Here is a 14,986-nt window from a genome sequence, read left to right on the forward strand (position 1 = left end):
GGGAAGTGTGCCAGCACTTCCCCTTTTTCTAAACAAATATTTAATTAATGGATTTTACTATTTATTACTCATTTGATGGACCTTTTTAACAAGCACCACATCATCATTCACATAAAACTTAACTGATCTTGTCATTTCTAACAACTGTAAAAGCTGATTCAAATCGTCATATTTTCTTAAAGTACCCGTAAATTCATAGCCCTTTAAATCCTCTGACTCAAAAAATATTTTTAAATCGTACCAACGTGCCAACTCATCCAAAATATCTCCAAGCTTTTCATCTTCAAACTCAAACAGTCCCATCATCCAATCAATTTCCCGGCTAGCATCAACTTCCCTTACCTCTATATCAGCACTTGTTCCTGTTATGGCCTGCTCATCAGGTTTAATAATAACCTTTCTTCCAAAACTATTTTCAACTAAAACCTGACCTTCCAACAAAGTTGTATAAATAGCTTCGTCTCCCTGATAAGCTTTGATATTAAACTTTGTCCCCAAGACTTTCACTTTTGTTGCCTCAGTTTCCACCACAAAAGGCTTTGATTTATCATGAGTCACATCAAAATAAACTTCACCACTAATAGCTACTTTTCTAGAATCTCCTGAAAATTTAACAGGATAAGTGATACTAGATTCAGCATTTAGCCATACCACTGTACTATCAGAAAGCACCAACTTAAAATCAGTTCCTCGAGGTATCTTAACAGTATTTAATTGTGTCAATTCGTCTTTCATTTTACTAAAAGCCGAATAATCAACCACTCCTTGTTTCTTTTTGATTTCACCATCCTTTTCCAGAATACTGACTTCTCCTTCTTTTTCAAAAAAGACTTTCTTTCCAGATGACAATATCAATTCTACTTTTCCTTCTTTCGCATTAATTAATTTAGCATCGCTTATGGTTTGATAATCGGGAACTCCTGTCAATACAGTAAGCCCAATCCAGCCTGAAGCTATAATTAAGGCCATAGAAGCTGCAACTTTAATAAAACGCAATTTATTTTTCTTTTCTAAGTTCGTCTGCTTTAAGAACGAATCGAAAGCAGATTGGTAATCTAACTCATTTTGCACATCACTTTTCTCTTGTTCTTTATAAAACCGAATGGCTTTCTCATAGTATTTTTGATTTTCAGAAGAAGCCGACAACCAAGAATCAAGCTGCTTCTTTTGCTCAACACTTAATTGTCCTACAACAGATTCTCTTAAAATCCGCCAATCAATATGGATGTTATTTTTGTTCATTGTTATTAGTTAGTAAAGCAAAATTAAAAATAGGGTGACAGCACAATCATTATTTTTTAATAAAATAACTTATCAACAAAGTATGAAACCATTAACACCGGGTAAAACTCCTTTCCCAACACTTCTCTAAATCTTTTATAGCCCCTTTTCACATGAGTTTTAACCGTATTAATACTAATTTCTAACTCATCAGCGATTTCTTGATATTTCCAATCGCACAGGGTATGATATTCCAATACTTTTCGCATTTGACTTGGAAAAGAATCTAGTGTTTCCCGAATTTTATTCTGGAGGTCTCTATCGGGGATAGCATCATATTCGTAGGCAAACAAACAAGCTTCTTTCACTTGTTCATGATGCTTGTCTATGATATTGAGTTTCTTTAAACGATTAAAAGACTTATACTTTACACAAGAAAACAGGTAGGTTTTAATAGTCGTTTCTATATAAGTCCGTCCATGCTTATTCCATAAGTCCAGAAATACTTCCTGTACGATATCTTGTGCTTCGTCTTCATCAAATAAAATACCTCTGGCAAACTGTACCAAAGAAGAGTAATAATCACGATACAATTCTTCAAAAAACTCTTTGTTTTTGGGAATTATCTGCAGTTTAAAGTTCTTGTCCACGCTCATAAATTAGAGTTTGAGCGCCCAAGATAAAATTATCTTTTTGCAAAACAAGGAAGATTTTAAGTCTTGTTGTTCTATTAATACGAATCAAAGGTTAAGTCACAATAGGAAGGAAAGACACCGTCAGACTTCCGAAAGTATGAATCATTAAACATTTAGTCAATCTAAATTTACAAGCTCTTTGAATATTTGTTTTTTCGACCAACCAGTTTAATATTGTTTTTACAAGTTGGCTCATTCGTGTCGCAGATTCGTCATTTTTTCAAAAAGTCGAGCTTTTCGAGACACGAATGAGGTAAAAAAGCAAAAAGACGAGCTTTCCGTGTCGAGAATGACCCGTCTTTTCAAAAAGTAGGCTCATCCGTGTCGCAGATTCGTCATTTTTTCAAAAAGTCGAGCTATTCGAAACGCGAATGGGGCGAAAAAGCAAAAAGACGAGCTTTCCGTGTCGAGAATGACCCGTCTTTTCAAAAAGTCGGCTCATGCGAGCTTAGAACAATAAAAGGCCCGGCAATTAGCCAGGCCTTGTGTGAAACTTATATTACCCATACCATTCAGTCAATATCAGTCATCAGCTTTACCCCAGTTGGCATAAATATCGTTTTCTGGACTATTTGTTAAATTAATCTGATTAGAACCATCAGCATTCATAACATAGATCTCCATATTACCATCCCGGTTAGTTTCAAAAGCCATTTTGTTTCCATCAGGCGACCAGCATGATTGTCCGTCTATAGCTGGATTATAAGTCAGGCGGGTTACATCAGATCCGTCAGCACCCATTAGGTAAACTTCCCAATTATTATCGCGATAGGAAGAAAAGGCTATTTGATTCCCATCGGGCGACCATGACGAAAATCCGTCAAAAGCTTTATTATTTGTCAGATTAACTTTATTTGACCCATCTGTGTTCATGATGTAAACATCTACATTCCCATCACGATTGCTATGATAGGCAATCTTATCACCCTTTGGTGACCAACGTGGATGGGCATCAAAAGCCCGATTATCAGTTAGTCGTATTTCCCCGGAACCGTCGGCATTCATTGTAAAAATCTCATAGTTCTCTCTGGGGTGTAAGTAATTAAAAATTCTCACAAATACGATCTTTTCTCCGTCCGGAGACCAATCTGCCTTCCAGTCTGCTTCCGGACTATCTGTCAAGCGGGTTATTTCAGATCCATCAGCATTCATCACGTAGAGATCCCAATTGCCATTACGAAAGCTTGGAAACAAGATCTTTTTTCTATCAGGTGACCAAACTGAAGGACCATCCCATTCCGGATAATTTGTAAGACGGGTTTGTTTCGACCCATTGGCATTCATAACATAGACCTCCGGATTTCCATCGCGCCAACTGGTGAATGTAATTTTTGATCCCAAAGGAGACCATACTTTTCCGGCTTTTAGATTGTTTTCGTCCTGCTCTTGACTGATTTCGATTAGTTTATCCGAATTTTCACTACAGGAGTTGAGGAGTAAAAGTCCTACAAAAATTAGGACAACATGGATTAAATTTTGCGTCATTTTCATAATCTTCCCTTCTTTTAATTGATTTTCCTAATCTGCTTTCTATCACATATATGTTTTTCACAAACGCAATTATAAAATTAAGGCTTATAGCTAAGAAAATCAATTATAAAGCAGTACCAGACCTTTCTTCGGAACTGAATAATTAAGACTTTCAATAAAAAGACTCTCTATTCCTTTTATAATCCTAATAAAGCACTTATTTTTGTGATCCATTTTTATAAGCGTTATTTTGAGCGATATGGCAGATGCTTATTGCAAAACAAATCCATCTCCGCAAAGACTAAAACTTTTAATTTAGTTTGTAAGCAAATATCATGATGAGAGATAAGTACAAAGAAATATTCGAAGCCGGCACCGATTTACCTTTGGTTGAGGACTTCTATACCATACAGGGCGAGGGTTACCACACGGGTAAACCAGCCTATTTTATTCGTATTGGCGGTTGCGATATAGGCTGCCGTTGGTGTGACTCTAAAATTTCGTGGAACCCTAAAGAACATCGATTAATCTCGGTTGAAGAGGTTGTTCGCAAAGCGGTTGAATCACCTGCCAAATCGGTGGTGGTAACCGGTGGTGAGCCATCGCTATACAATTTGGAACCTTTGTGTACCGAGCTAAAGAAGCACAATATCGAGAATTTCCTGGAAACTTCAGGCGCATACGAAATCACCGGTGAGTGGGATTGGATTTGTTTATCGCCCAAAGCGAACAAAGCCCCCGTTGCAAGTTCATACAAAAAAGCCAACGAATTGAAGTTTATCATTTTCGATTTGGAAAAAGATTTTGCTTTGGCTGAAGAGCATGCCAAACTGGTGGGTGACGATTGTTTGCTTTATCTGCAATCGGAATGGAGCCAATACGTTCACAATATTAAAGCCATTGTGGAGTATGTGAAGAACAATCCCAAGTGGAATATCTCCTTGCAGTCGCACAAGTTTATGCGTATTCCTTAGGCAGGAAATAGCCTTTTGAAAATAAAATGACCATGAATCAGAAAGATAAATTTCTCTCTAATTCATGGTCTTTTTTTCGCTAAAGCCGCTGGGCTCTTACTTTTTTCTTAGATAAAAAAGTAAGCAACCCCGAAGGGCTCATGAGCACATTTGAAATGTAGTTTGCGAATAAAAAATCAAGTCAGCCTGATCCTTGTTTTCTCTTTGATGGAGAAACTGTGACACGCCCCACGGCAGGCTGACAAAGCCCGCCTAAAACTTTTTAATAAAATAAAATTATAAAAACTATTGTTTTGTTTTGGCCTCAGCGACGCAGATGGGGTACCCATAGACGAAGAAGACGTATAAAAAAGAATGCTGTTTGAACGAGGAACGAGTGAGTTCATTCTTTTTAGTCTTTGAGTCGTAATGGGTCATCGAGCGCTGGAGCCGATGATTTTTATTCACAATAAAATGTTCATGAGCTCGCTTCGCTCGGTTGTTACTTTTCATCAAGGAAAAGTAAGAGATATAAAAAATAAACCAGACTTCATTTTTTGGCTTGATCCAAAAAACGAAGCAAAAAAAATCAAGGCTGCATAAGACTCTGGGCGATAACTTCAGCTATTATAAGTGTAGCCGGGTGATCTCCTCGTTCCTCCTCGGTTGACTTCGTCGATTTCGCAAGCTCAATTCCCGGTTTTACTAATAATAGCTTCGCATTCTTACCCATCGTCTTCTGAGGCCAATCTATGCTTAACTGTGAAAATTAAAATATAAGAAAGACTTAAACAGACGGATAAAATCTCTCTCGAAATTATGGTCATTCTTTTTTTAATCCCTAATTTCGGATTCAAACAAGAAACTGTCAGAACCTAACATTCGTGATTTTTTTTAAGAGGCTATCACTTATTGTAGGGTCGGCCTCAGCGACGCAGATGGGGTACCCATAGACGAAGAAGACGTATAAAAAAGAATGCTGTTTGAACGAGGAACGAGTGAGTTCATTCTTTTTAGTCTTTGAGTCGTAATGGGTCATCGAGCGCTGGAGCCGATGATTTTTTGCTTACTTTTTTATCTAGAAAAAAGTAAGAGCCCAGCGGCTTAAGCTTAGAAAAAACAAAAAAAACAAAACGTGAAGAAAACCATCCTTATTCAATATGCCATTCCCAAAGAAGGACTTGAGATTCTCAGTCAATCCTATCATCTGATTTATCCTGAAAAGGACTGTTTCTCAGAAGAGGAGATGATAGCACGGATTCCCAATTGCGAAGCCTTGCTTTCCATCTTTAATCAAGCCGTGAGCAAAAAGGTGATTGAGGCTGGTCAAAAACTCGAGATCATTTCCAACTATGGGGTGGGTTATAATAATATTGATGTGGCAGCTGCCACGGCAAAGGGCATTGCAGTTTGCAACACCCCTGAGGCTGTATGCGAGCCCACCGCAGAGCTTTGTTTATCGCTAATGCTCTCGTTGAGCCGACGCGTGGCTGAATGCAACCACAGGCTTCGTACCGATGACGATTTTAAATGGGGTGTGATGCGCAACCTAGGGCAAACCCTCCGTGGAAAAACGCTGGGCATTATCGGCATGGGTAAAATTGGCCAATCGGTGGCACAAAAAGCGCAGGCCTTTGGCATGAAAGTGGGTTACAACAAGCGCACGCAACTTTCAAGCCAGGAAGAAAAGGCTTTGAACATCGAATTTTGTGAGTTTGATGAGCTCTTAAAAACAGCGGATATCATTTCCTTGCATTGTCCTTTGAACGAAACGACCCATCACCTGATTGGCGAGAATGAACTCTCAAAAATGAAAGCTTCGGCTTACCTGATTAACACGGCACGTGGCCCTGTGCTTGATGAACAAGCCCTGACACAGGCCTTAATAAATAAACAGATTGCCGGTGCAGCTTTGGATGTTTTCGAAAACGAACCTGAGATCACGCCTCAGCTTTTGGAACTTGATCAAGTGGTTCTGGTTCCGCATATCGGCACAGCCTGCATCGAAACCCGAATTGAAATGGCTGAGGAAGCCGCACAAAATATGATTGATCATTGGGAATATGGAAAATCGAAAAATCAGGTTAATTAGAGGATGAGAGGATATGGTGATGAGTTAATTAGATAATGTGTGCTAATTATCACCTACTGACTATTTAAACGCACTTCAACTCCGCTCTGTGAACGATAACTGAAAACCGACAACTGACTTTAAGCTTTATCCTTTTGAACTTTTGGACTTTTAGACTTTTAGACTTTTAGACTTTTAGACTTTTTAAACCTTTTAGACTTTAAAACATGGCAACCGAAATAGAACGCAAATACCTAATCAACGAAAACCTGTTGAATTTACCCACTGAAGGAAACCGAATTGTTCAGGGCTATCTTTGGAGTGAGAAAGGCAAAAGCCTGCGGATTCGCATTACAAAAGGCAAAGGTTTTTTAACCATCAAAACGGGAACAAATCCTCTATCAAGATTGGAGTATGAATATGAAATTCCGATGACAGATGCCGAAGAGCTTTTAGCTCAATGTGAGAAAAAAATAGAAAAGACCCGGTTCCTTATTGAGTTTGCCGGAATGTGTTGGGAAGTTGATGTGTTCGAAGGAGAAAATAAAGGCCTGATAATGGCAGAAATTGAACTGGAATCGGCCAATCAGGAATTTGAAAAGCCGGAATGGCTGGGCAAGGAAGTTACGGAGGATAAACGCTACTTAAACGTTAATCTGATCAATCAGCCTTACAGCCTGTGGTAGTATCCACAATCGTTTCAGTTGTATCGATAACAAAGGGTGGCATGATGGCATCATAAAGACATTCCTGAATCTTGGTTCTCACGTCCATCTTCATCAACCTGGTGTTCCATTCATCAGGAAACACACGGTTCGATAAAAAAACATAGACCAAATCGTAATCAGGATCAACCCAAACCATGGTTCCGGTAAAACCTGTATGTCCAAAACTATGGAGAGAAGCCTTGCATGTTGTAGGACCTGTGGTATCTGTGCGATCTAAAAAAGGCTTATCAAAACCAATCCCTCTTCGGTTTTCACCATCAGGATAAGCACGAGAACTAAATGCCTCAAGGGTTTCGGGCTGGAAAAAAGTCACCCCGCCATAGCTGCCTTTTTGCAAATACATTTGCATGAGTTTTGCCAGATCTTCGGCATTACCAAAAACACCGGCATGCCCTGCTACACCCCCCAGCATGGCTGCTGTAGGATCCTGCACATAACCTTTAATCAACTGCTTTCTGAAAAACCTATCGTTTTGAGTAGGCGCAATTCTCGATAAACTAAATCGCTGACGCGGATGATAGCCCAATGTGCCTGCGCCAAGTTTCCTATAAATGTTTTTCTTCACGTAGCTTTCCATGCTACAAGACAACTGCTCCTCAAACAATTTCTTCAGCAAGATAAAACCCAGATCGCTGTATTTGTAACCATTGGTCTCGCGGTATTCTGTGGCTAATATTTGCTTGTAAATGGTATCGCAATACCCCTCTCTGATATACAAGTTATCAGCAACCTGAATGGGATATTCTTTTGATGCACTTGAACTGAAAATGGACTTACAAAAGCGATAATTCTTGTTTGCAAAAAGATGATTCCCAACCTTCACCCGATAGATTCTCGACGAATCGCGGCTAAACAGATCCCTGCGCAAACGTGCGGTATCCACAACTTCGCGATGGAAAGGCTTCCAGGGTAAAAGGCGAGCCTCATGCGCTAAAATCTTACGCAAAACCAGGCTATCCTTATTGGTTCCTTTCGCTACGGACAAGTAATCCCCCAATTGGCCATCGATATCAATCTTGCCCTCGTCAACCAGTTGCATTAAAATGGGTAAGGAAGCCGCCACCTTGGTCACCGATGCCAAATCGTACAAGTCTGTCGTTTTAACATTCACATTCTTTTTATAGCTGTGGTAACCGTAAGCCTTGTCGAGTATAATTCGTCCCTTGTGCGCGACCAAAATCTGACAGCCGGGCATTGCCTTTTGCTCAATAGCATCCAAAGCAATTGAGTCTATCTTTTTAAGCTGGGAAGAATCAAATCCCGTCTGTTCCGCATAAGCATAGCCCAGCCTGTTTTTTTTTGTATCGATGCCGGTTCCTTCTGCCAGATCTTTATTGACTGAAACAGGTAAGCGTCCCTTGGCTCCTATGCCTCCAAAAATGATTTGAGCTGAAGCCATTTGTGTCTCGACATTATCCTCATACGACACCATGATGGATTCCAATCTGTCGAGTTTCTTATAAAAGTCAAGTGCATACGGACTGGCAAACAAATCAAAAATAACCTTCTTGCGTTTCGACAAACTATTCACGAATGAGACCGTCTGATCGGTCACGCCAAATTTCTTCGATGCCCTTAAGTTACTGTCGTGTTTACTCACAATAACCAGATTGTACGACTCAAGATTCTTCAAAAGCGTGTTGTACTGTTTTTGAGAGGCATTCTTATCAATCTGATAGAAATCGATATTGGTATAGCGCCCCAGGTACTCCTGAAAATGGTTGCGTTTTCTTGCCCCCATCGCCACAGATGCAATTCGTAGGGTATCCAATCGTTTCAGAGGCAGCAAGTCATTTTTATTACTCACAACCGTCATGGCATTTTCAATCAACAGGCGTCGTAAAATCATGCCTTGCTGTGTGTTCAATCCCGACCACAGATGATCAGAATCCACTGCTTTATAATTATTAAGTCCCAACCAATATTTGGTTTTCAGAATTTTCAAACAAGACTGGTTGATATCCTCCTGCGTCAGTTCACCCCTGGCTATAGCAGCCTTTATCTCTTCTATGGCTTTTGGCACATCTTCTGAAAACAAAAGCACATCATTACCGGCAATGGCCGCCTTGGCATCCACCTCTCCGGGCTTATAAAACTTCCGAACCCCCTGCATATTTAAAGCGTCGGTAAAAACCAGACCTTTAAAATCCAATTCCTTTTTCAGCAATCCTGTTACAATAGGTTGAGACAGAGTCGCCGCTTTTGCCTCCTTATCCAGTGCCGGTACATTCAGATGGGCCACCATAATGCCACCAATCCCGGCTTCTATCGATTGTTTAAAAGGTTGCAACTCGACACTGTCCAATGCCGCTCTCGAACGATCGACAACAGGCAAATCGAGATGAGAATCTGTATCGGTATCGCCATGACCGGGAAAATGTTTCCCTACCGCAACAACACCTCCTGATTGAAGACCTGAGGCAAAAGCAATGCCCTTGTCAGCCACATTTGTTTTTCCCTCGCCGTATGAGCGTGAGTTGATAACCGGATTTTTAGGATTGCTGTTGACATCCAAAACGGGTGCAAAATTGACATGAATCCCCATTCTTCGGCATTCAACAGCCATTTCTTTACCTACCTGAAAAAGTAAATTATTGTCCTGAACAGCACCCATTGTGATTTGCTGAGGAAATTTTAATGTTTCCTTCAATCGGGCTCCCAAGCCATACTCAGCATCCATCCCAATCCAAAGTGGCAAGTGGGATCTACTTTGATACAGATTAGTCAAACGAGCTTGTTCCTGAGGGGTTCCCTGAAAAAAGATCAAACCACCAATCTGAAACTTTTCTATCAGGTTCAGAATTTTCTTTTCCTCAGCCGATGTCTTATTTGAATAAGCTGCCACCATAAACAACTGAGCAATGCGTTGATCCTGGTTCATGCCTGCCATTATGGAATCGGCCCAGGGCACATCATTCACAAAAATTGAAGACAAGGGCTCTGTACTCGTAGAAACTGACTGAGCACGACTTGACAAACTCAAAAAACAGAAAATAGCTAAAACTAAATGTCTTAAGTTTGGAATCTTTAAAATCATATTAACAAAAGGGTTTTTATCTAAGGTTAATGTTACGAATTGTTACCGTACCAAACAAAAGTAGGAATCCCAATTAGAATAAAATAGAAAATTAAGGAATAATAACAGAGAAAGGAAAAATAAAAAAAGGGGCCTCCGCCCCCTTTTTATTACTTACAACTAAACCATATTTAAAACTCGATCGAATGATACAAGCACTAATATGCAAATTAAACATCAAACTGATGTGATCAACAAAAGCAAGATTTATCTTCTTTTGTATCTGCTCCTGTAAAAGTATTAGATACCTGCATGATATCCAAGTGTCAAGTTTGTCAAGTTTGTCACGGTGAACATAAACACATCGTATTCGATATCGAACAGCCAGCACACAATTGCAAGTATTACAACAGATAGAAGAGCAATCAAAAAAATCAGCTTGGAATTATCGTAAATAAAAACTACATTTAAGAGACTTGAATAAAAATCGACTTTTAACTAAAATATTCGTAGCATGAGAGTATTCATGATTATTCCGATACTAATTTTGGCCCAGCTCTCCATTGTGGCTCAAAACAAAAACACCATCAAAACAAATCTGGATGCCAATGGTGAATTACAGATTGAACTTCAATTAGACCAGCAGGAATTTCAGTTTGATCAGTATCAAAACTGGATTAAATCTGTGGATCACTTTGTTTCAGGTGAGGTTGTTCAGGTCAGTTCTGAGAAATTCATTTACAAAGGAAAAACATTGATTTATTTGAGCGAAAAACCCTCAACATTTCAAACAGAACTCTTGTTCACACTCAATATCACACAAAATCAAAGGGGAACGAAACTCGTGCTAAATGATATTCATTACAAATCGCTTCCGGAATATGGCAAACAGGGAACACCCGCCATACAAACAGATTGTTCGGATTGGTTCGCTAAGAAAAAGCTTTATAAAAAATCGGGTAAGATGAGAACGCTTAATCAAAACCTGATGAACAACTCAAGCCAATTTGCCGAAAAACTCATCCTCTCTTGTTTAGATTAAATCACAAACCATTTATAGAAAAAGGACTGCAATATGAGCAGTCCTTTTTTATTATCTAAACTTTTTTCTGTCCAATATATCGAATGATAGAAGCTTCACCCTGATGAAAGGCGCCTTCTGAAAGATCCACATCCAGCTCCTCCAGCTTAATTGTTTCCAATTCTGAGAAATCGTCCAATAAGTCCTCTTTCGAAAAGAGCATTTCCACTTGACCAGGGCCTCCTGATGCCTTTCCCAATTGCTGCTTTGAAAAGCCTTCAAGGATCAAAACGCCACCGGGCTTTAAATACTTAGCAATCGAAACATGATAATCTTTTCTCTTATTCTCGGGCACATGCGCATAAATTAAAGCAATACAATCGAAGCGCTCTTCCTCTGAGATGAAATCTTCAAAACCTGCTGTCACATACTCAATCGCCACCTGATTTTCAGCGGCCAATTTTAAGGCTTTTAATCTGCCTTGTTTGCTCTGATCAAAAGCGACAACCTGCCACGATTGCTTTGCTGCAAATACGGCATTTCGACCTTCCCCCTCGGCAGGCAACAAAATCTGACCCGCTTTTAATTTTAAAAGTTCGTCCTTAAAAAACGCATTGGGTTCGGTGCCATAAACAAAGCTTTCATTCGCGTATCGGTCGTCCCACATTTCACTGGCTGATTTCATCATCTTATTTCCTTAAATTTTTAACTGTCTGAATAATGGCTTCTGATGCACGATCCATTTCATCTTCGGTACTGTATTTTCCAACCGAAAAACGAATGGTTCCCATCGCATAGGCCTCATCAAGATTCATTGCTGCAAGGGTTGCAGATACCGAAATCGAGTCGGTATGACAAGCTGCTCCGGCAGAGGCCGCAACTTGGGGTAAATTTGCCAATAGCGTATTGGCTTCAATATTCTTAAAGGAGGCACTTAAAGTATTGGGCAAACAAAAATCCGGATTCCCATTAAACTGCACCTCATCGAGAACAGACAGAGCCTCTTTCAATCGATTTACCAAAGCCTTATCGTGCGCCACACTGCTTGCCAGGTTTGCCTCACACAATTCAGCAGCCGCACCCAAACCTACAATCTCAAGCACATTTTCGGTTCCTGCTCTTAGATTATTTTCATGATCGGCACCATGCATGAGTTTTTGCAATTGAATGTCATCGCCAATATACAAGGCGCCAATTCCTTTAGGTCCGTAAAGCTTATGCCCGGCCACCGTCAACAAATCAACTCCCAAAGCCTCAATATCTACAGGAACTTTCCCCACAGCCTGAGCACAGTCGGAATGAAGAGCGATTCCCCGTTTCTTTGCAATGGCACTAATCCCAGAAATTGGCTGTAAGGTTCCCACTTCATTATTGGCATACATCACCGAAATTAAAATGGTTTCAGGACGAATGGCCGCCTCAACATCAGCAAGCTGAACACGCCCCGTTGCATCCACAGGCAAATAGGTGACCTCAAAACCCTCTGTTTCCAAATACTTGCACACCTCGCTCACTGCCGGATGCTCAATACGCGTTGTGATAATATGATTCCCCTTGCTTTTATTAGCAAAAGCAAAGCCCTTAATCGCATAATTGTTAGATTCGGTCCCACCACTGGTAAAAATCAAATTCGATGCCTGACAATTGAGTAAGGACGCGACTTGCTGACGTCCTTTTTCCACCGCTCTCTTGCACGTCTGCCCATAAACATGAGAGCTGGAAGGGTTTCCAAAATGATCGTACAAATAGGGTTCCATGGCATCTCCAACCTCTTTTGCAATTGGGGTTGTGGCATTGTAATCTAAATATATGGGTCGCATAGCTTATCGTTTAAGTGTACTCTGATTTTATTTTTTTATCACTTTAAATTCAGTCCGACGATTCATCGCCTTCCCTTCTTCTGTTTTGTTATCGCCAATCGGTTTACTCGAAGCATAGCCTTTAAATGACAGGCGATCTGCCTGGATGCCTCTCTCGATTAGAGCGGAATAAACCGCTTTGGCTCTATTCTCTGAAAGGATTTTATTATTGGATTCAGATCCTGTATTGTCTGTGTGTCCGGCAATTTCGATACTCAGATTCTTATTCAAAACAAGTAAATCGTAAAGGCTGTTTAATTCGCTTTCGGATTCAGGTTTTATCTCCCAGGAATCCGTTTCAAAGAAAATATTTTTTAAAATAACTTCTTTTCCAATCTGAATCGCCTGTAAAGGAATATCCTTCTTTTGAGCCTGATCAAACTCTCCCTCTCTCATTTTAAAATGATCGGAATAGAACAAATAACCATCCGCTTCAGCATGGAACAGATAGTCCTTGCCTTCTGGTAAACAAACCAGGTATTCACCTTTCACCCGATCCGAATTCAGGTAAGCGATCGTATCTCTGTTTTCAATATCGAGAAGAATTAATCTGGCTGACAAGGGCTTCTTATTCTCCACATCGTAAACCTTGCCCTTCAGATAACTCACCTTGGTTGGCTGCAAATCAAGAGGCATATCAAACTCATAAATATCGCGTCCCTTTGCGGCTATTCGGTTCGACGAAAAGTAGCCCTTGTCCCCTTTGGCAGTTATAAACAGGCCAATCTCATCATTATAAGTATTAATCGGATAGGACAAGTTTTTAGGTTCGGACCATTCCCCGTTTGCCAATCGATTCACTTGAAACAGATCGTAAGCGCCCATCCCCACCAAAGCATCGGATGCGAAAACCAAATAGGTATTGCTCGCGTGAATAAATGGGGACATTTCGTTTCCGGATGTGTTAATGTTCAAATTCTCAGCCTGAGTCCAGCGCTGTCTGCCATCATCCAATATTTCCAATAGTTCAGATTTCCAAATATCCATTTTGCCTTTACCCGATTTACGATTACTCACAAAGTAAAGGCAACGACCATCAGCCGAAATACTAGGCTGAGCCTCCCAGGCTTTCGTATTGATATTGGCTCCGCAATTTATAGGCTCCGACCAGGTATCACCCTCCTTTTTCGAATAATAAATATCGCAACGGCCTCTGCCATCCTTTCGGCCACAAGCTGTAAAATACATATAACGCCCATCAGCTGTAATGGTCTGGGCGCCCTCATTCCTTTCGGTATTAATGGCTTCTGATAAAGCTTTGGATTCCGTCCAGGTTTCACCTTGTTTTTCAGAACAACAGAAATCTTCCTGAAACACCTCTCTATTTTTTCTGTCCAATTGGCCTGTAGGGAGCAAACGGGTAAAGATCAGTGTTTGCTCATCAGCCGTTAAACTTGGCCAATACTCATCCGCCTCTGTATTGATCAAATCGCTCAAACATTGTGCATTAAAATCACTTGGATGCTGCATTGCTTCCAGAGCAAACTCACAACATTTCACCTTATACAAACTGATTTTTCTGTTTTGATCTGATATTTTACCCAGATTCAAAAAAGCCCGGTAAGCATTTAATGCCTTTTCATATTTCCCTTGTTTTAAATAGGCATTGGCGAGATTAAAAAGGGCATTGGGGAAAAAAGAAGGATTTATGGCTGTGGCTTGCTCATAAACAGCAATCATCTTCTGACTTTTCCCCTGATCGCTATAAAGATCTGCTGAAAAAAGAAGCGCCTCCATAAAATGATTATCCCGCTCCACAGCTTTCTCCAAATACACCAAAGCCTCATCCGTCTGTCTCAATCGACTTAATTCCAAAGCCTTTTGATAGAATTTAATCGCTTTTTTATCATTGCTTGTGTATTTTTTCTGGGCAAAAGACACAAGAGAGAAAGTCAGGAAAAGAAAAACAAATAGGATACGTTTCATAATGGCTTAGCTAATAATGGGAATTT

General features: G+C 40.2%; 11 protein-coding genes. 4 read left to right on the forward strand and 7 right to left on the reverse strand.

What is annotated here, in order from left to right:
• Positions 1-57: 57 nt before the first annotated feature.
• The 3 genes from EO244_RS10230 to EO244_RS10240 all read right to left on the reverse strand — a co-directional run bounded on the left by EO244_RS10230 (position 58) and on the right by EO244_RS10240 (position 3,407).
• Entirely contained in the window at positions 58-1,242 is a 1,185-nt protein-coding gene (locus tag EO244_RS10230; RefSeq protein ID WP_129254580.1) for a FecR family protein, read from the reverse strand.
• A gap of 56 nt (positions 1,243-1,298) precedes the next feature.
• On the reverse strand, positions 1,299-1,877 hold the full coding sequence (locus EO244_RS10235) for an RNA polymerase sigma-70 factor (protein ID WP_129254581.1): 579 nt from the start codon (positions 1,875-1,877) through the stop codon (positions 1,299-1,301).
• A gap of 561 nt (positions 1,878-2,438) precedes the next feature.
• Positions 2,439-3,407 (reverse strand): TolB family protein, encoded by a 969-nt coding sequence (locus tag EO244_RS10240; protein ID WP_129254582.1) that lies wholly within the window; start codon positions 3,405-3,407, stop codon positions 2,439-2,441.
• Positions 3,408-3,721: 314 nt separating this feature from the next.
• Here EO244_RS10240 and EO244_RS10245 point away from each other — a divergent pair, with 314 nt between their 5' ends.
• The 3 genes from EO244_RS10245 to EO244_RS10255 all read left to right on the forward strand — a co-directional run bounded on the left by EO244_RS10245 (position 3,722) and on the right by EO244_RS10255 (position 7,096).
• A complete protein-coding gene (locus EO244_RS10245; protein ID WP_129254583.1) occupies positions 3,722-4,360 on the forward strand; it encodes a 7-carboxy-7-deazaguanine synthase QueE in 639 nt (212 codons plus the stop codon).
• 1,114 nt (positions 4,361-5,474) lie between these two features.
• Positions 5,475-6,431, forward strand: a complete 957-nt coding sequence (locus tag EO244_RS10250) for an NAD(P)-dependent oxidoreductase (RefSeq protein WP_206734534.1) — start codon at positions 5,475-5,477, stop codon at positions 6,429-6,431.
• Positions 6,432-6,637: 206 nt separating this feature from the next.
• Positions 6,638-7,096, forward strand: a complete 459-nt coding sequence (locus tag EO244_RS10255) for a CYTH domain-containing protein (RefSeq protein WP_129254584.1) — start codon at positions 6,638-6,640, stop codon at positions 7,094-7,096.
• Here the strand turns inward: EO244_RS10255 and EO244_RS10260 are convergent.
• Positions 7,071-10,175, reverse strand: coding sequence for a glycoside hydrolase family 3 N-terminal domain-containing protein (locus tag EO244_RS10260; protein WP_129254585.1), 3,105 nt, complete (start codon positions 10,173-10,175; stop codon positions 7,071-7,073). The genes EO244_RS10255 and EO244_RS10260 overlap by 26 nt on opposite strands.
• A gap of 493 nt (positions 10,176-10,668) precedes the next feature.
• On the opposite strand from EO244_RS10260, the gene EO244_RS10265 reads away from it, so the two are divergent.
• Complete coding sequence (locus EO244_RS10265) at positions 10,669-11,196, forward strand: hypothetical protein (RefSeq protein ID WP_129254586.1); 528 nt, start codon at positions 10,669-10,671, stop codon at positions 11,194-11,196.
• 55 nt (positions 11,197-11,251) lie between these two features.
• On the opposite strand, the gene EO244_RS10270 is transcribed toward EO244_RS10265, so the two are convergent.
• From EO244_RS10270 to EO244_RS10280, 3 genes are read right to left on the reverse strand one after another with little or no spacing between them, the layout of a single operon-like run.
• A complete protein-coding gene (locus tag EO244_RS10270; RefSeq protein ID WP_129254587.1) occupies positions 11,252-11,863 on the reverse strand; it encodes a class I SAM-dependent methyltransferase in 612 nt (203 codons plus the stop codon).
• A gap of 1 nt (position 11,864) precedes the next feature.
• Positions 11,865-12,995, reverse strand: coding sequence for a cysteine desulfurase family protein (locus tag EO244_RS10275; RefSeq protein WP_129254588.1), 1,131 nt, complete (start codon positions 12,993-12,995; stop codon positions 11,865-11,867).
• 27 nt (positions 12,996-13,022) lie between these two features.
• Entirely contained in the window at positions 13,023-14,960 is a 1,938-nt protein-coding gene (locus EO244_RS10280; protein WP_129254589.1) for an OmpA family protein, read from the reverse strand.
• Between the last annotated feature and the right edge of the window lie 26 nt (positions 14,961-14,986).

It is taken from the genome of Ancylomarina salipaludis, assembly GCF_004122035.1.
Lineage (GTDB): Bacteria > Bacteroidota > Bacteroidia > Bacteroidales > Marinifilaceae > Ancylomarina > Ancylomarina salipaludis.